This window comes from Curtobacterium sp. MCLR17_032 (genome assembly GCF_003234795.2).
GTDB lineage: Bacteria > Actinomycetota > Actinomycetes > Actinomycetales > Microbacteriaceae > Curtobacterium.
On the sequence record NZ_CP126268.1, the window covers coordinates 1,020,271 to 1,039,138 of the forward strand.

Annotated in this window: 17 protein-coding genes and 1 pseudogene; 11 read left to right on the top strand and 7 right to left on the bottom strand. The window is 72.3% G+C overall.

What is annotated here, in order from left to right:
• Positions 1 to 58: 58 nt before the first annotated feature.
• Positions 59 to 1,111 carry a zinc-binding dehydrogenase gene (locus DEI97_RS04820; RefSeq protein ID WP_111076253.1) on the bottom strand — a complete coding sequence of 351 codons (1,053 nt, stop codon included), beginning with the start codon at positions 1,109 to 1,111 and terminating at the stop codon, positions 59 to 61.
• An 80-nt stretch (positions 1,112 to 1,191) separates the two neighbouring features.
• Here DEI97_RS04820 and DEI97_RS04825 point away from each other — a divergent pair, with 80 nt between their 5' ends.
• Both DEI97_RS04825 and DEI97_RS04830 read left to right on the top strand, forming a co-directional pair.
• A complete protein-coding gene (locus tag DEI97_RS04825; protein ID WP_111076252.1) occupies positions 1,192 to 2,121 on the top strand; it encodes a DUF3097 domain-containing protein in 930 nt (309 codons plus the stop codon).
• A 157-nt stretch (positions 2,122 to 2,278) separates the two neighbouring features.
• Positions 2,279 to 2,932, top strand: a complete 654-nt coding sequence (locus tag DEI97_RS04830) for a spermidine/putrescine ABC transporter substrate-binding protein (protein WP_111076251.1) — start codon at positions 2,279 to 2,281, stop codon at positions 2,930 to 2,932.
• Between the two features lie 48 nt (positions 2,933 to 2,980).
• Here DEI97_RS04830 and DEI97_RS04835 read toward each other — a convergent pair whose 3' ends face one another.
• From DEI97_RS04835 to DEI97_RS04845, 3 genes are read right to left on the bottom strand one after another with little or no spacing between them, the layout of a single operon-like run.
• Positions 2,981 to 3,322, bottom strand: coding sequence for a hypothetical protein (locus DEI97_RS04835; protein ID WP_146248245.1), 342 nt, complete (start codon positions 3,320 to 3,322; stop codon positions 2,981 to 2,983).
• A 9-nt stretch (positions 3,323 to 3,331) separates the two neighbouring features.
• Positions 3,332 to 3,769, bottom strand: coding sequence for a DUF3054 domain-containing protein (locus DEI97_RS04840; protein WP_111076249.1), 438 nt, complete (start codon positions 3,767 to 3,769; stop codon positions 3,332 to 3,334).
• Positions 3,770 to 3,807: 38 nt separating this feature from the next.
• Positions 3,808 to 4,821 carry a LacI family DNA-binding transcriptional regulator gene (locus DEI97_RS04845; RefSeq protein ID WP_111076248.1) on the bottom strand — a complete coding sequence of 338 codons (1,014 nt, stop codon included), beginning with the start codon at positions 4,819 to 4,821 and terminating at the stop codon, positions 3,808 to 3,810.
• A gap of 243 nt (positions 4,822 to 5,064) precedes the next feature.
• Between DEI97_RS04845 and DEI97_RS04850 the strand changes: the two genes are divergently transcribed.
• The 8 genes and pseudogenes from DEI97_RS04850 (at position 5,065) to DEI97_RS04885 (ending at position 13,711) form a co-directional block, all read left to right on the top strand.
• Positions 5,065 to 6,222 carry an extracellular solute-binding protein gene (locus tag DEI97_RS04850; RefSeq protein WP_111076247.1) on the top strand — a complete coding sequence of 386 codons (1,158 nt, stop codon included), beginning with the start codon at positions 5,065 to 5,067 and terminating at the stop codon, positions 6,220 to 6,222.
• Positions 6,219 to 7,244 (top strand): ABC transporter permease, encoded by a 1,026-nt coding sequence (locus tag DEI97_RS04855; protein WP_111076246.1) that lies wholly within the window; start codon positions 6,219 to 6,221, stop codon positions 7,242 to 7,244. Before DEI97_RS04850 ends, DEI97_RS04855 begins: the two co-directional genes overlap by 4 nt.
• Positions 7,241 to 8,053, top strand: coding sequence for an ABC transporter permease (locus DEI97_RS04860; protein ID WP_111076245.1), 813 nt, complete (start codon positions 7,241 to 7,243; stop codon positions 8,051 to 8,053). Before DEI97_RS04855 ends, DEI97_RS04860 begins: the two co-directional genes overlap by 4 nt.
• Positions 8,054 to 8,079: 26 nt before the next feature.
• The gene (locus tag DEI97_RS04865) at positions 8,080 to 9,171 is read left to right on the top strand and encodes an ABC transporter ATP-binding protein (protein ID WP_258376799.1); all 1,092 of its coding nucleotides are present in this window, start codon (positions 8,080 to 8,082) and stop codon (positions 9,169 to 9,171) included.
• Positions 9,168 to 10,793: an inositol monophosphatase family protein gene (locus DEI97_RS04870; RefSeq protein ID WP_111076243.1), complete on the top strand. Its 1,626-nt coding sequence runs from the start codon at positions 9,168 to 9,170 to the stop codon at positions 10,791 to 10,793. Before DEI97_RS04865 ends, DEI97_RS04870 begins: the two co-directional genes overlap by 4 nt.
• A gap of 124 nt (positions 10,794 to 10,917) precedes the next feature.
• On the top strand, positions 10,918 to 11,685 hold the full coding sequence (locus DEI97_RS04875) for a hypothetical protein (RefSeq protein ID WP_111076242.1): 768 nt from the start codon (positions 10,918 to 10,920) through the stop codon (positions 11,683 to 11,685).
• 90 nt (positions 11,686 to 11,775) lie between these two features.
• Positions 11,776 to 12,735 (top strand): annotated as a pseudogene (locus tag DEI97_RS04880) (ATP-binding cassette domain-containing protein); the annotation flags it as partial.
• Positions 12,736 to 12,844: 109 nt separating this feature from the next.
• The gene (locus DEI97_RS04885; protein WP_258376814.1) at positions 12,845 to 13,711 is read left to right on the top strand and encodes an ABC transporter permease; all 867 of its coding nucleotides are present in this window, start codon (positions 12,845 to 12,847) and stop codon (positions 13,709 to 13,711) included.
• 83 nt (positions 13,712 to 13,794) lie between these two features.
• On the opposite strand, the gene DEI97_RS04890 is transcribed toward DEI97_RS04885, so the two are convergent.
• Positions 13,795 to 15,480, bottom strand: coding sequence for a long-chain-fatty-acid--CoA ligase (locus DEI97_RS04890; protein ID WP_111076497.1), 1,686 nt, complete (start codon positions 15,478 to 15,480; stop codon positions 13,795 to 13,797).
• 164 nt (positions 15,481 to 15,644) lie between these two features.
• Between DEI97_RS04890 and DEI97_RS04895 the strand changes: the two genes are divergently transcribed.
• Positions 15,645 to 16,631 carry an oxygenase MpaB family protein gene (locus tag DEI97_RS04895; protein WP_111076479.1) on the top strand — a complete coding sequence of 329 codons (987 nt, stop codon included), beginning with the start codon at positions 15,645 to 15,647 and terminating at the stop codon, positions 16,629 to 16,631.
• A gap of 660 nt (positions 16,632 to 17,291) precedes the next feature.
• On the opposite strand, the gene DEI97_RS04900 is transcribed toward DEI97_RS04895, so the two are convergent.
• Entirely contained in the window at positions 17,292 to 18,293 is a 1,002-nt protein-coding gene (locus DEI97_RS04900) for an aldo/keto reductase (protein WP_111076480.1), read from the bottom strand.
• Positions 18,294 to 18,468: 175 nt separating this feature from the next.
• Positions 18,469 to 18,744: a DinB family protein gene (locus tag DEI97_RS04905; protein WP_258376810.1), complete on the bottom strand. Its 276-nt coding sequence runs from the start codon at positions 18,742 to 18,744 to the stop codon at positions 18,469 to 18,471.
• Between the last annotated feature and the right edge of the window lie 124 nt (positions 18,745 to 18,868).

Sequence of the window (18,868 nt, forward strand, 5' to 3'; positions counted from 1 at the left end):
GGCACCACGCAACGGAGTACCGCTGCGCCGGACCGCCCACGTTGCGTGTTGCGAGGAGCTACGGGCGCAGGAGCACCTTGATGGCGCGGCGCTCGTCCATCGCGGCGTACGCCTCCGGGGCCTCGTCGAGGGGCAGCTCGAGGTCGAACACCTTGCCCGGGTCGATCGCCCGCGACAGCACGTCGGGCAGCAGCTCCTCGATGTATGCACGTGCCGGGGCCATGCCGCCGCCGACCGTGATGTTCTTCGCGAACAGGAACGGCATCGGCAGCTCCGGGTCGCCCGCGGGGACGCCGACGTAGCCGACCGCACCGCCGGCGCGGACGACGCGGAGCGCCTGGTCCATGCTCTCCGCTGTGCCGACGGCCTCGAGAGCACAGTCGGCGAGGTCCCCGCCGAGCAGCTCCCGCACGGCCGCGACGCCTTCGTCACCGCGGGTCTCGACGACGTCGGTCGCGCCGAACTCGCGTGCCAGGGCCTGACGGTCGGCGTGCCGGCTCATCGCGATGATCCGCTCGGCACCGAGGCGCTTCGCCGCCAGGACCGCGGACAGCCCGACCGCTCCGTCGCCGACCACGACGACGGTCTTGCCCGAGCCGACCTCGGCCGAGACGGCCGCGTGGTGTCCGGTGGAGAACACGTCCGACAGGGTCAGGAGCGACGGCACCAGGTCGTCGTCGACCGGACCCGGCACGACCACCAGGCTGGCGGCGGCGTCCGGCACGCGGACGTACTCGGCCTGGGCACCGCCGAGCGGGTGGCCGTATGCGTCTGGCGTGACGCCGAACGTGGAGCCGTGGTCGCAGCCGCTCGTCATGCCGTGGGCGCAGGCCTGGCAGGTGCCGTCGTTGGTGGTGAACGGGGCGATGACGAAGTCGCCGACGTGCAGGTCGGTCACGCCGTCGCCGACCTGGTCGACGACACCGACGAACTCGTGGCCGATCGCCCGCGGTTCGGCCGTGTCGCGGACGCCGCGGTAGGGCCAGAGGTCCGAGCCGCAGACGCACGCGGCGACGACACGGACGACGGCGTCGGACGGGGTGAGGATCGTGGGGGCGTCGCGCTCCTCGACACGGATGTCGCGGGGGGCGTGGATGACTGTTGCGCGCACGGGGTGTGCCTTCCGTCGGGATGAGGGGGGACCGGCCGGTCGACGTTGTCCGGACGCCCGTCGACAGTACGCTCGTGCGGGTGGACGAGGACCGGTACGGCAGTGACGTGCTCTCGGGCGACTGGCGCTCGCGGGGTGTGCAGAAGGTGCGGCAGGTGCCGCTCGAGCGCGACATGGTGCTCGAGGACCCGGACTCCGGTTGGGCCGGCGCCGTGGTCGGGCTCGAGGCCGGCAACGTCTCGCTCGAGGACTGGAAGGGCCGCGTCCGCGCCTTCCCCTTCGTCGGCCAGTTCCTGCTCGAGGGTGAACTCGTCACCCTGAGTCGCCCGCAGGCTCCGGTCGGTCGGTCCGCCGCGGCCGCCTCGCCGGCTCGGTCCACCGCCACGGCCGGGAGGCCCGGTGCCGCCCCGGCGGTCCGGCACGCCTCCGACGGTGGTCGCCTCCGCACCGCGTCCGGGTCGTTCGCCGTCGAGCAGCAGCGCGCCCGGGTGGCCCTGCCGAGCCGGATCATGGTCGAGGGCAAGCACGACGCCGAACTCGTCGAGAAGGTGTGGGGTGCCGACCTCCGAGTGGAGGGCGTCGTCGTCGAGGAGCTGTCCGGCGTCGACAACCTGGCTGACGTGCTCGACGACTTCCGGCCGACCCGGGAGCGCCGCGTCGGCGTCCTGGTGGACCACCTCGTGCCGGGCTCGAAGGAGTCCCGTTTCGCCGACGCCGTGATGCGCGGGAAGTGGGGCGCGCACGTCCTCGTCGTCGGGCACCCGTTCGTCGACGTCTGGCAGTCGGTGAAGCCGGCGCGCGTCGGACTGCAGGCGTGGCCGACGATCCCGCGGTCGATCGAGTGGAAGGCCGGCATCTGCCAGGCGCTCGGGTGGCCGCACGCCGAGCAGGCCGACATCGCCCGGGCGTGGCAGCGGATCCTCGGGCAGGTGCGGACCTTCGCCGACCTCGAGCCGCAGCTGCTCGGTCGTGTCGAGGAGCTGATCGACTTCGTGACCGAGCCGGCCTGACGGGCGCGCCCCGCGCCTCCCGTCCGCCCTGCCCGCCCGTACCGCCCGCCCCGCCGCGCCTCGGCCAGGCGGACAGGATCCGTCCTGCATCCACCGAGTTCTGTCCGCTGCCCCGAGCCTCGGGCTGGATCCCGGGCGCGCCGCCTACGCTTGCAGGATGGACGGCATCGACGGACGCGTGCGGAACGCCGTCGACGTCTGGCTGCGCTGGCTGCCCCGCTGGCAGATCGGCACCGCACGCCCTCGCACCCGGATCTGCCGGCGCTGCACCGGTTCCCCGATCGCCGCGGCGGCCGGGTTCGGACCGGACGTGCCGCACCCGGTGCAGCACGCGCTGATCGGCCGGATGTCCGCCATCGTCGAGGACGCCGTCGACGACTACACCGCCAAGAACCTGCCGCTGCTGCAGCGTGAGCTCGAGCGGGCCGCGGCACGCAAGCGACGCTCGGGGTACCAGCCGGCCGAGGGGCTGTCGCCGGAGTTCCAGGGCCTGGACATCGACCCGCAGCCGGAGCCGGGGGAGCCGTTCCTGTTCACCCTCGGTGAGCTCGCGGGCACCGGGGCGGACGCCCAGGAGCCCCGCGAGCCGTTGTCGGACGAGGCGAAGGCCGCGCTCCGCCACGAGATCGAACTGTCCGACGAGGCCGCGCGGTCGACCGGCACGGCGGTGTGCCTGGCGCTGCTCGACCACCGGGAGCGCATCGCCGAAGCGGTCGAGCGGCTCGTCGAACCCCAGATCGCCGCGCTGGTGTCGGACATGTTCCGCGGGCTCGACGGTCCCGACGAGGGTCCGCGCGGCGGCCTCTTCTAGCGGACGGGCCGAGCAGCCTCCGGAGCCGTCACAGGGGGAGGCCGTCGGTCACGCCACGAGCAGCGCCGGAACGCCGAACCAGAGCGCTGCCGGAACCACCAGGACGAGGATCGCGCTGATGCCGATCACCGTGTCCGTGGACGCCGTCGGCCATCCGCTCCGCGCGACCAGTCCGAGGACGAGCGCAGCGACGACGGCACACCACGGGCCCAGCGCGAGGACCAGGACCACGGGCCACAGGACGAGGGAAGCACCTGTCCCGGTCGCGAGGACGGGGAGCCACATGACCAGCCACAGGATGAGCAGGACCCCGGCCGCCGATGACAGGAGGGCCGTGGCCACCACGAGCGGAACGGGGCGGCGGCGGCGGTGGTCGGCGGGCGTGGACACGCTCGGTCCCTACTGGGAGGAGTGTTCGGCGGCAGACGGGCTGCGCGTCTCGGACCGCCGAGACGACCGGACCCGCAGCACCAGTCGGGCGAGGAGCCGCCAGCCGACCAGGAACACGCCGAGCACGATCGTCGCCACGATGAGGAACGAGATCGGCAGCGGGTTGCCGTCGACGACGCCCTGCCCGGTCGCGACCCGGATCGCCATGCCGACGAACACGGTCAGGATCCACGCCACGACGCCGGTCGGCCAGATCGCGAGCGGCCGTGCCCAGGCCCCGGAGGTCACGTACGCGATGGCCCAGCCGGCCAGGAACGGGTACGCGGTCGTCCAGAGTCCGAGCGGCGCGAACGCCTCGCCGTGCGACGAGCGTCCGATGACGGCGAACGCCACGATGAGCACGACGTCGATGACGGCCGCGAGCCAACCCCAGGTACGAGTCTCCACGGCCCCATCCTCGCAGGCTCCGGCGGTGGTGCCCCTGGTCACCGCCGCAGGAGCGTCCGGCCGGAGACGACCGTGCCCCGCAGCGACCGGTGTTCGACGGCGCTGGCCGGGTCGTCGATGCGGGCGACGACGAGGTCGATGGCCTCGCGGCCGATGCGCTCGATGGGCTGCGCGAACGTCGTGAACCCGATCCAGTCGTCGGCGAGCGGACGGACCCCGTCGAACCCGGTCACCGAGACGTCCTGCGGCACGCGGACCTCCCGACGGGCGAGGGCCCCGCACAGGTCGAGCATGAGCCGGTCGGTCGGGCACATCACCGCGGTGGCCCCCGACTCGCGCATGACGTCGACGACGTCGGCGGCCAGGTCCTCGGGCGGACGCACGAAGCTCGCGTCGATGTCGATGACCCGGATGCCGCGTGCTCGGAGTCGCTCGACCATCGCTCGCGACCGGGCGTGCTGGGTGATCGCGTCGCCGATCGGCACGGTGAGCACGACGACCGCGGTGTGCCCGGCGTCGGCGACGGTGTCCGCGATGACCGCCCCGCCGTCGACCTCGTCGCAGTAGACGCTGGACAGTGCCGGGTGCAGCTCCGGACGGCCGGCGACCACGGTGGCGATGCGCGGCGCGAAGTCGGCGATCTCGGCCGCGGGCATCAGGCCGCTGCAGACCACGAGTCCGTCGACCCGCATCGAGACCAGGGCGGCGAGTGCGGACTTCTCGTCCTCGACCCGGCCGACGCCGGTGGTCGTGACGACGCGGTACCCGAGCTCGGAGGCCCGGCGCTCCATCACGGCGTGCAGTGCGGTGTAGACCATCGACGACGCGTCGCGCATGAGCATGCCGATCGTGTGCGTCCGACCGCTGACCAGTCCTCGTGCCATGGCGTTGACGACGTAGCCGAGTTCGGCGGCGGCCCGCTCGACCCGTTCGCGGGTCTCGTCGGAGAACCGTCCGGTGCCGGAGAGGACCCGGCTGACGGCCGACTTCGAGACGCCGGCGCGGGCGGCGACGTCGAGGATCGTCGGCTGTGCGCCACGGCCGCCGTTCACGCCGCCGCCACCGACGTCGGCAGGGAGAGGAGGACCATCTGGCCATCCTCGCAGCAGCCCGAGCCGGAGGCCCACCGACCGCTCGGCCACGACTCGGCAGCCCGCTGCCCGGAGTTCACCTCCCGGCGACGAGCGCGGTACCTGGAGTTCACCCGACCGCACCACACTCGACCCCGGTGCGGGAACGTTCCCACACCTCCTTCCCCCGAAGTACTGCCCCCACGAACCAGGGAGACCTCCGACGTGAAGACCCGAGTCCTCGCCGGCGTCGCCATCGCGGCCGCCGCATCCATCGCCCTCTCCGGCTGCGTCCAGAGCGCGAACGCCTCGAACGGCGCCGAAGCCACCCCGGGCTCGACGAGCCTGAACGTGTTCATCAGCGGCGACACGAACGTCCAGGACCTCTGGGACAAGTCGCTCATCCCCGCCTTCGAGCGGATGCACCCGAAGATCACCGTCCACACCAGCATCGACCTGCACGGGGAGCACGACGCACAGACCCAGGCGAACCTCGCCACGGCGGTCAAGGCGCACAAGACGCTGCCCTACGACCTGGTGGACGCGGGCTTCGTCACCACGGCGGGCAAGGCCGGCCTGATGGCGAAGACCGACGCCCGTGCGATCCCGAACCTGGCCCACGTCCCCGCAGCCACCCGGGAGCAGGGCGGCGACCGGGCGATCCCGTACCGCGCCTCCAGCGTGCTGCTCGCCTACGACACGAAGAAGGTCACGAACCCGCCGAAGACCCTGGACGACCTGCTCGCCTGGATCACGTCCAACCCGGGCCAGTTCGCCTACAACTCGCCGTCCTCCGGTGGCTCGGGCGGCGCGTTCGTGATGACGGTGCTGGCCAAGTACCTGTCGAAGTCCGAGCAGACCCAGATGCAGACGACGTACGACAAGTCGCTCGAGTCGAAGTGGGACGCGGGCTTCGCCGCGCTCAAGGACCTCGGCCCGTCGACGTACCAGAAGGGCGTCTACCCGAACGGCAACGACCAGGTGCTGCAGATGCTCGGCTCGGGCCAGATCCAGATGGCCCCGGTCTGGAGCGACCAGTTCATCACCGCGCAGAAGGCCGGCACCATCGGCAAGGACGTCGCGTTCACGCAGATCTCCGACCCGTCGTTCACGGGCAGCGCGAGCTACCTCGGCATCCCGGCGACCGAGCCGAAGGCCAAGAAGCAGGCCGCCGACGAACTCGCCGACTTCGTCCTGTCGTCCCAGGGGCAGCAGCTCGTCGCGAAGGCCGTGTCCGGCTACCCGGTCGTCCCGCTCAGCTCGCTGCCGTCGAGCGTCGCCGAGCAGTTCTCGAAGGCCGACCCGTCGAAGCTCCGCCTCGGCTTCCAGAGCGCGTTCCAGGCCGACATGAACGCGGCGTGGGACGCGAAGGTCCCGCAGTGACCCAGACCGTCCCGAACGGCCCGGCGCTCGACCGGGAGGCCCGTGGCGACACCGCCACGGGCCTCCCGGCCGTCCCGTCTCCAGCCCAGGGCCCCCGTCGGCCGACCGGCCGCCGCACCACCCAGGAGCGTCTGGCGCGCCGCCGACGCGTCCAGGGCCTCGCGCTCGTCACCGCACCGGTGCTGGTCGTCGTCCTGTTCGTCGGCGTGCCGGTGGTCAACGCGGCGCTGTTCAGCCTCGGGTTCACCGGCGGCCTGAACCAGGCACTCGCCGACATCGGCCAGGACACCGTCAGCGGGTTCTCGTTCGCGGTCTACGGCACGCTGCTCGGCAACCCGACGTTCCTCCGCGACCTCGCGGCCACGATCGGGGTCACGCTCGCGTCGACCGGGCTGACGATCGCACTCGCGGTGGTCGTCGCCGTGATCCTGCGGCTGCGCGGCGGGTTCCTCGGCCGGACGCTCAGCGTGCTCGCCGTCGTCCCGATCTTCGTGCCGGTGGTGATCGCCAGCTGGTCGATCCTGACGTTCACCGACGCGCAGGGGTTCCTGCGGAGCGCCGGTGCCCAGGTCGGCATCGACGTGCCGGTGTGGGGCTACACGCTCGTCGCGGTCGTGTTCGGCAGCGTCTGGACGAGCCTGCCGTTCGCCGTGCTGATGATCGCCGGGGCGCTGCAGGGCACCCCCGACGCCCTGATCGAGGCCGCTCGGGACGCCGGTGCCAGCACGTGGCGCGTCGTCTGGCAGGTGCTGCTGCCGATGGCCGCGACTCCGATGGTCATCGCGACGACGTTCACCGTGATCGGCGTGCTCGGGTCGTTCACCGTGCCGTACTTCACCGGCCCGAACGCCCCGACGATGCTCGGCGTCGACATCTCCAAGTACTTCCAGTCGTACAACCGTCCGCAGCAGTCCACCGCGATGGCGTTCATCGTGTTCGCGTTCGCCGCGGCCGCCAGTGTGCTGTACCTGCGGTCGACCGTGCGCTCGAACGCCCGCGAACTCGGGAAGGGACAGCGATGATCAAGCGCCTCACCGGCACCGCCCTGGTCTGGGCGACCGCCGTCGTCCTGGCCGTGTTCATCGCCGGACCCCTGCTGTGGTTGGCCGTCCGGGCCTTCGCCACGAGCTGGACCTACCCGAACCTGCTGCCCGACGGGTGGACCCTCAAGTGGTGGGGGACCGTGTTCCAGGACCCGTCGCTGGCCGTCGCCGTGCAGAACTCGCTCGTGCTCGCCCCGCTGACGGTCCTCATCGCCGCGGTCGTCTGCCTGCCGGCCGCGTGGGCGATCAGCCGCATCGAGTTCCCCGGGCGTCGGGTGGTGCTGGTCGGCCTGTTCGCCACGAACGCCTTCCCGAAGATGGGGCTGTTCGTCACGATGTCCGCGATGTTCACGGCGTTGAACCTGATGAACACGGTCACGGGCATCCTCATCGTGCACGTGCTCGGCTGCGTCGTGTTCATGACGTGGTTGCCCGCGGCGGCGTTCTCGGCGGTGCCGCGCTCCCTCGAGGAAGCCGCACGCGACGCCGGTGCCGGACGCTGGCGGACGTTCTGGTCGGTGACGTTCCCGATCGCCTGGCCGGGGATCCTCGTCGCGATGGTGATGAGCTTCCTGGCGTCCTTCGACGAGGCCCAGGGCACGTACCTGGTCGGCGCTCCGGCGTACATGACGATGCCGACCGCGATGTACTCGCTCGTCCTCAACTCACCACGCCAGGTGTCGGCGGTCTTCGCGATCGCGCTGAGCATCCCGTCCGTGGTGCTGATGACCCTCGCCCGGAAGCACATCATGGGCGGCCGTCTGGCGGACGGGTTCCAGATCCGATGACCACACGCAGCACGAAAGGCGACCACATGTCGGACGCAACGCTCCTCGCGGACCCCGCACCGGACCTCCAGGCCGACGGCCGGTCCACCGACGGCCGGACCAGCGACGACCGGACCAGCGGCGGCCTCGTCCTGCGGGGAATGACCAAGTCCCTCGGCGGACGCGACGTCGTCGCCGGCATCGACCTCGACGTGGCGAAGGGCGAGCTCGTCTCGCTGCTCGGCCCGTCCGGCTGCGGCAAGACCACCACGCTCCGCATGGTGGCCGGCTTCCTGCCCGTCGACGGCGGCACGGTGACGATGGGCGGCGCGGACGTGACCGACCTGGGACCCGAGCGCCGACCGAGCGCGATGGTCTTCCAGAACTACGCGCTCTGGCCGCACATGACGGTGACGCAGAACGTGGCGTTCCCGCTGCGGACCCGGCGGGTGTCGAAGGCCGAGACGACCCGGCGCGTGCACGAGGCGCTCGACCTCGTCGGCCTGACCCACCACGCGACCTCGAAGCCGACCGCGATCTCCGGCGGCGAGCAGCAGCGTGTCGCCCTGGCCCGCGCGATCGTCCAGGAGCCCGACGTGCTGCTCCTCGACGAGCCGCTGTCGAACCTCGACGCCAAGCTCCGCGTCAGCGTCCGCGACGAGATCCGGCGCATCCAGCAGCGCCTCGGCATCACGACCGTGATCGTCACCCACGACCAGGACGAGGCGCTGAGCATCTCGGACCGGATCGCGGTGATGCACGACGGGCGGATCGAGCAGGTCGCGTCGCCCACCGACCTCTACGCCCGCCCGTCGACCCGGTTCGTCGCGTCGTTCATCGGGTCCACGAGCACCGTCACGGGTGCGTTCCTGGCCGCCGTCCGCACCCCGGTCCCGGCCGGCGACGAGGTCCTCGTCCGCCCCGAGGAGGTCGTGCTCACCGACGACGGCCCGGTCCGCGCCACCGTGTCCCGCGTCCTCATGCGCGGGCACTTCGCCGAGCTCGTCCTCCGCTCCGGCGACGCGGAGCTGCGTGCCTACGTCACCGGCCCACCGCCGCCCCTCGGCACCGAGACCGGTGTCCGGATCGGTGCGGTGCTCGTGTACCGCGACGGCGTCCTGACGGAGGTCGCACGATGAGCGCCCCGGAGGTCGCCGTGGCCACGCCCGCGCCCACGCCCGCCAGCACGCCCGTGCCCGCGCCCACGACGGACAGCGGCGGCGCCACGGTCCGGATCCCACGGCTCGTCGCGCACCGCGGTGCCCCGCGGGTCCGGCGGGAGAACACCCTGCCGGCCATCGCGGTCGCCGAGGCGCTCGGCGCGGACACCATCGAGGTCGACGTCCGACGCACCGCGGACGGCGTCGCGGTCCTGCTCCACGACGAGACCCTCGGTCGGATGTGGGGCGACGCCCGACCGGTGTCCGAGGTCCGCTGGTGCGACGTCGCCCGGCTCGGCAACGGCCTGGACCGGATCCCGCGCCTGGACGCCGCGCTCGAACGACTCGACGGCTGCGGCGCCACCCTGCTCGTGGACCTGACGGACGCGGCCGACGCGGTCGTCGCCGCACGCACCGTCGCCGGCGCCACCGGGACCACCAGCGTCGCGTGGTGCGGGGCGCCCGCGGCGATGGCGGCCGTCCGGACGGAGTTGCCGGACGCCGACGTCTGGCTCGCCTGGCAGTCGCTCGAGCCGCCGACGGCCACCGACCTGCTCGAACTGACGCCCTCGACGCTCAACCTGGACGTCGCGTTCCTCACCCCGCGCACCGTCACGGCCTCGCACGCGCTCGGGCTGCGCGTCGCCGTCTGGACCGTGGACGACGTCGAACCCGCGCTCTGGGCGGCACGCCTCGGTGTCGACTCGATCACGACGAACGACGTCGCCGGGGTCCAGGCCGCCCTCGCCGCCGCCGAACGGGACGGCTGGCCCGAGCGGGACCGTGAACCCACCGAGACCGAGGTCGCCTCGCGCGCTCAGGCTCTCGCCCACCGCATCGCCCACGAGGTGATCGCGTTCACCCGCGAGCACCCCGTCAGCGAGGTCACCACCAAGGCCGACCCGGCCGACCTCGTCACCGACGTGGACCGGCTCGTCGAACAGCACGTCCGCTCCCGGGTGCGGACGGTCTTCCCGACGCACGGCTTCACCGGTGAGGAGTACGGCGACGCACCGGGCGACCGGCACCGCTGGTACCTCGACCCCGTCGACGGCACGACGAACCTGGTCAACGGGGTGCCCTGGACGTCGATGTCGCTGTGCCTCACCCGCGGCGGGCGTCCGCTGGTCGGAGTGGTCGCCGACCCCTGGCGAGGCGAGGTGTTCGAAGCCCGACGCGGCCGCGGGGCCACCGTCCGCGACCGCGCACTGCGACTCGACGACGTCCCCCGGGCGCTCGCCGGAGCCGTCGTGGGGACCGAGCTCGACGGACACCGGCCGTGGCCCGGGTTCGGCACGTTCCTCGACGCCCTGGCCGATCGCTCGTGCACGCTGCGGGTCCAGGGGTCCGGCACGCTCACCATCGCGCAGGTCGCCGCCGGTCGGGGGATCGGCGGATGCGTCTCCGCCTTCAACCCGATCGACCACGGTGCCGCGGTGCTGCTCGTGCACGAGGCCGGCGGGGTCGTGCTGACCCTCGACGGGCCGGTGCAGGACTTCCCGCCGGTCGGCGCACCGTTCCTGGTCGCGCACCCGGGGGCGGCGGACGAGCTGTTCCAGGTGTGGACCGCGGCGGTCACCGGGGGCGGGCCGGCGTCCTGACGGGGGACGGGCCTCCTAGCCGGGAGGCCCACGGCGGCTTCTGAGCGCACGCACAGTCAGTCTCGGCCACCGGTGCCTACCGTGGGCGGCAGCGGGCACGGTGCCCGCGACGAAGGAGCACACCATGGGATTCCTCGACCGTCTGCTCGGCCGCGAGGAGCGTCCGGAGCAGCCCCGCAACGGGACCGGTGGGGCACCGCAGCCGGGGTACCAGTACGGGCAGCAGTCGTACCAGCAGGCGACGGCGGCACCGGCCGCGCCGTACGGTGCTCCCGCGCAGCCCGGCCAGCAGGCCGGGGCCGAGGACCAGCGCGCCGTCGAGCGGTACCGCTACCTGCTCCGGACCGCGCCGCCCGAGCGGATCGAGGAGGTGCACGCCGAGGCGTTCGCCACCCTGACGCCCGAGCAGCGTCGGATGGTCTACGACGAGTTCACCCGCTCCGCCCCGGCCGGCGAAGCCCCGCGTGGCGACGACCCGCGGTCGCTCGCCCAGAGCGCGACCCGGTCCGAGCTCCGGCAGCCCGGGTACATGGAGCGCTCGCTCGGTGGTCTCGGTGGCGGTGGCGGTGGCTTCGGCGGTCGGCAGGGGCCCGGGTTCGGGAGCATGCTCGGTGCCTCGCTGCTCGGCACCGTCGGCGGCTACGTGATCGGCTCCGCCCTGATGAGCGCCTTCCTGCCGGACCCCGGGTCGTTCGACGGTGGAACCGATGCGAGTGGTGCGGATGACGGTGGATCGGGGGACACTGGGAACGGATCCGGCGACGGCGGCGTGGCCGACGGTGGCGGGTACGACAACGCCTCGTGGGGCGACGGTGGTTCCGACTTCGGCGGCATGTCCGACGGCGGGTTCGACCAGGGCTCCAGCGACTTCGGCGGTGGCTTCGACGTCTGAGTGACGTCCGTCGCTCCCGCCGACCCCGGTCGATCGGTGCACGTGTCCGGTCGACCCCCCGAGGGACGCAGCCGGTCACGAAGGAGCGACATGGCCATCATCGAGGCCTCCGGCCTCACCAAGACGTACCGTTCGAAGTCGGGGCCCGTGCACGCACTGGCGGGTCTCGACCTCGTGGTGCCCGAGGGCACCGTCACCGCGCTGCTCGGCCCGAACGGCGCCGGCAAGACCACGACCGTGAAGGTCCTCACCACCCTCGTCGAACCGGACGCCGGGTCCGCGACGGTCGCCGGCATGGACGTCGTCCGCGACCCGCAGGGCACCCGACGAGCGATCGGCGTCTCCGGGCAGTACGCCGCCGTCGACGAGAACCTCACCGGGTTCGAGAACCTCGAGATGATCGGGCGGCTGTACCACCTGGGTCGACGGGCCGCCCGCGACCGGGCGCGCGAACTCATCGACGTGTTCGGGCTCTCCGAGGCCGGCGACCGCCCCGTCAAGGGGTTCTCCGGCGGCATGCGACGACGCATCGACCTCGCCGGAGCGCTCGTGATGAACCCGCGCGTGCTGTTCCTCGACGAACCGACGACCGGCCTCGACCCACGGAGCCGCCTGGCGCTCTGGGGCATCATCGAGGACCTCGTCGCCCGCGGGGCCACGGTGCTCCTCACCACGCAGTACCTCGAGGAGGCCGACCAGCTCGCCGACGACATCGCCGTCATCGACGACGGACGGGTCATCGCCGAGGGCACATCCGACGAGCTCAAGGCGCAGGTCGGCGGCCACCGGGTCGTCGTCACCCTGGTCGACGCGGCCGACGGGGACACCGCCACCACCGTCCTCCGGCGTCACGGCACCGGGGACGTCGAGACGAGCGGCGACGGACGCACCCGGGCGGTCGCCGTCGACGCCGGACCCGCGGCACTGCAGCGGGTCCTCGCCGACCTCGGCACCGCGGGCGTCGCACTCCACGACGCCGGGATGCGGCGGCCGACCCTCGACGACGTGTTCCTCCGCCTCACCGGGCACGCCGCGACGGACGACGCCGGCGGGGACGGTGGGGACGGCGGCGGGGACGGCCGCCGGGGTGGAGGCGGGGACGGGACGGGCGCGGGCGGACCGTCGGGCGCGGGGGGCCTCCCCGGCAGGAGCTGGTCCGATGACCGTCACCAGCACGACGACCGGCACCGACGGCGCACTCGGCCGGCAGCTGCCCGTCGTCGTCACCGCACCGCTCGCGGTCTGGTTCGAGGACGGCTGGACCGTCACGAAGCGGAACCTCGTCAAGATCAAGCGGTCGCCGGACCTGCTCGTCTTCGCCGTCCTGCAGCCGATCATGTTCGTCCTGCTGTTCAGCCAGGTCTACGGCGGCGCGATCAGCGTGCAGGGCACCGACTACACGCAGTTCCTGATGGCGGGGATCTTCGCGCAGACCGTCGTCTTCGGGGCCACGTTCTCCGGGTCGGCGATGGCGCAGGACCTCAAGGAGGGGCTCATCGACCGGTTCCGGACCCTGCCGATGTCGGCGTCGGCGGTCCTGGTCGGGCGGACGAACTCCGACCTCGTGCTCAACGGCATCTCGATGGTGATCATGATGGCCACCGGTCTCGCCGTCGGTTGGCGTGTGAACTCGTCACCGGTCGAGTTCGTCGGCGGGATCGCGCTGCTCCTGCTGTTCAGCTACGCGTTCAGCTGGGTGATGGCGCTGCTCGGCATGAGCGTCAAGACACCCGAGGTGATCAACAACGCCTCGTTCATGATCCTGTTCCCGCTGACGTTCATCTCGAACGCCTTCGTGCCCAGCGAGACCATGCCCCTCGTGCTCCGGGTGTTCGCGGAGTGGAACCCGGTGTCCTCGCTCGTGCAGGCCGCGCGGGAGTTGTTCGGCAACGCCGGGTCGGCGCCGGTGCCGGACATCTGGACCATGCAGCACCCGATCACCACCGTGCTGATCGGGATCGCGGTGATGCTCGCGGTGTTCGTGCCCTGGGCGGTCAACAAGTACACGCGGATCAGCAGCAAGTAGGAGCTGGCTGCTGGCTGCGGGTGCTGGTGCTGGTGGTGGTGCTGCTGCTGGTGCTTGTGATGTTGGGCCGGGCGGCCGGGCGGCTAGCGGTGCAGGATCGCGTCGCGCACCTTGCGGCGCAGGACCTTGCCGATCATCGACCGGGGCAGGTCCTCGACCACCACCACCCGACGCGGCACCTTGTACGCGGCCAGGTGGTCGCGGGACCACGCCCGGAGCGCCTCCGCGTCGAACGTCGCCGGGTCTGTCGGGATCACGGCGGCGACGACCTGCTCGTTGCCGCTCTGCACGATGCCGACGACCGCGACCTCCTTGACGCTCGGGTGCTTGAGGAGCGTGTCCTCCACCTCGGACGGCGCCACGTTGAAGCCACCCGTGATGATGAGCTCCTTGAGCCGGTCGACGATCCGCACGAAGCCGTCCGCGTCGATCGCCACGATGTCGCCGGTGCGGAACCAGCCGTCCGAGGTGAAGACCTCGTCGGTGGCCTCGGCCTTGCCCCAGTACCCGCCGAAGACCTGCGGGCCGCGGACCTGCAGCTCGCCGGACTCGTCCGTGCCCAGCACCCGCGACTCGTCGTCCGGGTCCACCACACGGCACTCGGTCGACGGCAGCGGCAGGCCGATCGCACCCAGACGTCGGGCGTCCGACACCGGGTTCGCCATCAGCACGGGGGAGCACTCGGACAGGCCGTAGCCCTCCACCAGGAAGCCGCCGGTGCGCGCCTCCCACGGCTCGATGACGTCCTGCGACAGCGGCATCGCGCCCGAGATGCCGATGTCGATGCCCGCCAGCGAGACCTTCGTCGAGTCGGCGGCGTGCTGCAGCCGGGCGTAGATGGGCGGCACCGCCGGCAGGAACGTCGGCGGACGCTTCTTGATCGCCTTGAGGACCAACGCGGGGTCGAACGCCGGGAACAGGACGAGCCTCCCGGCGATGCTCATCGCGAAGGTGAGGCACAGCGTCAACCCGTACGCGTGGAACATCGGCAGCACCGCGTGCACGACGCTGCCGTCACCCGCGCTGATCTGCGGTATCCAGGCACGCGCCTGCGCGGCGTTCGCCAGCAGGTTCCGGTGCGTCAGGACGGCGCCCTTCGGGGTGCCGGTCGTGCCGGAGGTGTACTGGATGAGCGCGACGTCGTCCGTCTCCGGGCGCGGGTGCCGCTTCGACAGCTTCCGGGTCGACACCAGGTCGTCCCAGCGGGTCGTGCCGGACACCGAGGTCGTCAGCTTCGCCCGCGACTCGCGGGCCTTCGCCACCGGCAGCGACAGCGCCAGACGGGTGGTCCGGGGCATCGCGCGCGTGAGGTCCACCGACACGATCGCGCGGAGGGCGACGTCCGCCGGGAAGTCCTGCAGTGTCGCGACCGACTTGTCCCACGCGATCGCGACCGTCGCACCGTGGTCCTCGAACTGGTGGCGCAGCTCACGCGGCGTGTAGAGCGGGTTGTGCTCGACGACGATGCCGCCGAGGCGGAGGACCGCGTAGAACGCCACCACGTGCTGCGGGCAGTTCGGCAGGACCAGCGCCACCCGGTCGCCCTTCGTCACGCCGAGCTTCCGCAGGCCGTTGGCTGCGCGGGCGATCTGGTCCTCGAGCTCGGCGTACGTGGTCTCGCGCGTGAAGAACTCGAGCGCCACCGCCTTCGGGAAGCGCCGGGCGGACTGCTCGACCAGGTCCGGGAGGGACCCCGTCATCGGTTCGATGTCGTGCGGCACCCCTGGCGCGTAGGAGGCAAGCCAGGGACGAGGCGTGTCGGTGCTCACGTGGTCCAACCTAGCGGGCGGATCCGAGGGGTTGTCAGGGGGGGGGGGGGGGACTGGGTGCTGGTGCTGGTGCTGGGTGCCGGTGCGCGGGTGGTGCGTGCGTCGGGCGCGGTTTCCGGAGTGCGGCCGGGCGCGCTGTCAGGGGACCGACGGAGCATGAGGCCATGTCGTTCGTCACCGATGCGTTCCGCACCCGTCTCCAGGCCACCTTCACCGGGAGCACCCAGGGCAGCCCGGAGTGGGTGGACGCGCTCGAGCAGGGCACCGACGCCGGCTTCTTCGGCCCCGGCTCCGCCACCTGGTCCGTGCACGGCGGCAACCAGACCATCGTCGCCGGTGTCCGCGCCCTCCTCGTCCAGGCCCTGCACCCCGGGGCGCTCGCCGGGGTCGCCGACCACTCGCGGTACAAGGAGGACCCGTTCGGACGCCTCGCGGGCACCATCCGCTGGATCTACACCGTCACCCACGGCGACACCGCGACCGCGACCTCCGGCAGCGAGTGGGTGCTGCGGCTCCACGAACGTGTGCGCGGTCAGTACGTGGACGGCCACGGCACCGGACGGCCCTACACCGCCAACGACCCCGACCTGGCGCGCTGGGTGCACCTCGCGTTCACAGACGCGTTCCTCCGCACCGCCCAGCGTTGGGGGGAGCCGATCCCCGGTGGCGCCGACGCCTACGTCCGCGAGTGGGCGATCGCCGGCCGCCTGATGCACGTGCACGACGCCCCGGAGACCGAGGCCGAGCTCCGCGCGCAGATGGACGGCTACCTCGACCGCGGCGAACTCGCGGTGACGCCCCGGACCCGGGAGGTCCTGCGCTTCATCAAGAACCCGCCCCTCGCTGCGATGCTCCGACCCGGGTACCGCGCGCTCTACCAGGGCGCCGTGTCGACCCTCGACTCGAGGCACCGGGCGCTGCTCGGCATCCGAGCGCCGATGCTCGGCCCGATCGAGCTGCCCGTGGACCGCGCGACCGGGTTGGTCCTCGACGGCATCACCGGGGTGCTCGGCAGTCAGTCGGGCAGCGAGCGTGCGGCGTTGCGGCGGATCGAGCGGCTCGAGCGTGAGGCCGCCGAGGCGCGCGCGGCGGGTGCGGTCGGAGCGGACGACGGCGCGGGCGCTGCGGAGCGGGGTCTCGGCGCGGTCTGAGGCACACTGCGTCGGCGCGCGCTGTCCGACGTGCGACGCGCGCGCGTGCGGCTGCTGCGCTGACGCTGCGCAGGCGCAGGCGCAGGCGCAGGCGCAGGCGCGGCGCTGCGCTGCGCTGGCGCTCGACCGGCCGCCGTCATCTCGCATCGCCGAGCGCGAGCGGGCGAATTCGTCCCCGGTCTCCGTCGTCGCCCCGGGCATTCCGCCCGCTCACGCCGCAACTCAGTCCCGATCCGTCCGACTCCGACCCGACATCCCCGCTGCGTCGAGCGGGCGGATCTGACCGGTCCCACGCCCGGGCACCGCGGTGTTCCGCCCGCTGGACCCCTGACCGGTCAGCAACGCGATCGTTCGAGGACCCCGCCGAAGCCCTCGTCAGCGAGCGGGCGGAAACGAGCGAGTTCCGGCGCGCTCAGCCTGGTGTTCCGCCCGCTCGCCTTCAGCGGGGCCGCGGTGCGAGGGACGGCGGCCGGTCGACGCTTGCCGCGCCGCTCTCGTCAGCGAGCGGGCGAATGCGTGGCCGTCTGCGCCGAGGGACCGGGGGATTCCGCCCGCTCGCCGAGCGTGGCACTCGCGGCTCGCTGCGGGGAGCCAGCGGGGGACATGACGGACGGGAGGCGCGGAGCCAGCTGGCACCGCGCCTCCCGTCCGGATGGTGCGTCAGAAGCCGGACGGCACCCGCGGGGTGTACGCCTGCTCGAGTCGCGCGACCTCGTCGGACGTCAGCTCGATCGCCGTCGCAGCGACTGCGTCGTCGATGTGGTGCTCCTTCGTCGCGCCGATGATCGGCGCGGAGACGGCGGGCTTGCCGGCGACCCACGCGAGGGCGATCTGCGCCATGCTCGCGCCACGCGCCTCCGCGACCTGTCCGACCGCCTCGACGATCGCGCGGTTCGCATCCTCGTCCTGGCGGTACAGCGTCTTGCCGAACTCGTCCGTGTCGGAACGGGAGCCGGAGCCCTGGGCATCCCACGGGCGTGTGACCTTGCCGCGGGCGAGCGGGCTCCACGGGATCACGCCGACGCCGGTGTGGGCGCAGAAGGGGTGCATCTCACGCTCTTCCTCCCGTTCGAGGAGGTTGTACTGGTCCTGCATCGCGACGAACTTCGTCCAGCCGTGCCGCTCGGCGACGTGCTGCATCTCCGCGAACTGCCACGCCCACATGCTGGAGGCGCCGATGTAGCGGGCCTTGCCGGACTTGACGACGTCGTGCAGGGCCTCCATCGTCTCCTCGACCGGGGTGAGCGGGTCGAAACGGTGGATCTGGTAGAGGTCGACGTAGTCGGTACCGAGGCGCGTCAGGGAAGCGTCGATCTCGTGCATGATCGCCGCGCGGGACAGCCCGGCGCCGTTCCGGCCCGGTCGCATGCGGTTGAAGACCTTCGTGAAGACCTGGACCTCCTCGCGCGGGGCGAGTTCCTTGAGGAGTTCGCCCGTGATCTCCTCGCTGCTGCCCGCCGAGTAGACGTTCGCGGTGTCGAAGGTGGTGATGCCGGCGTCGAATGCCCGGCGGACGAAGGGGCGCGCTTCGTCGATGCCGACGCTCCAGGCGTGCGAGCCCATGGTCGGGTCGCCGTAGGACATCATGCCGAGGATGACGCTCGAGATCTCGAGGCCGGTGTTGCCGAGGCGGACTGTCGGGACGGTGGGGGTGTCGGACATGCGGGGTCCTTCCGTGGCGGGTGGTGCGGGGTGCGGGGTGCGGGCCTTCTCGACGGGTGCGTCAGAGGGCCTTCCTGCGGGGCGGGCGTGAGCGGGCGTTCCTGCGCGGTGTTGAGCGGGTGTGTGGCGTGGGCGGGTGTGTGGGGTGCGTGAGTGGGTGTTTCTGCGGGGTGCGTCAGGCGGGGACCCGGGCATCTCGCCCGGTCACCGCGAGCAGCCGGACTTGCAGGGGAGCATCGTCGTCCACCTGCACTGGAGCCGCGTACAGCCCGGTCGCCGCGAGGGACTGGATCTGCGGCTCGAAGTGCGTCCACACCGCATCGACGAGCTCGTCCGGCAGGTGTTCGTCGCTGCCGGTCGCGCGGGCCAGGTCCCACGTGTGGATCGTGATGTCGCTGGTCTGCTCCGCGAGGTACTCGCCAGCCTGCACCACGTCCGTCGACAGGTGCACCGGCGTGTCCTTCGGAGTGCGCTGCCACGCTTCGATGGCGGTGCTGGAGTGCCGTTGCCACTCGGCGAGGAGGTCTTCACCGATCGGTTCGAGGTCGGCTGCGGCCTGTTCGTGGTCGCTACCG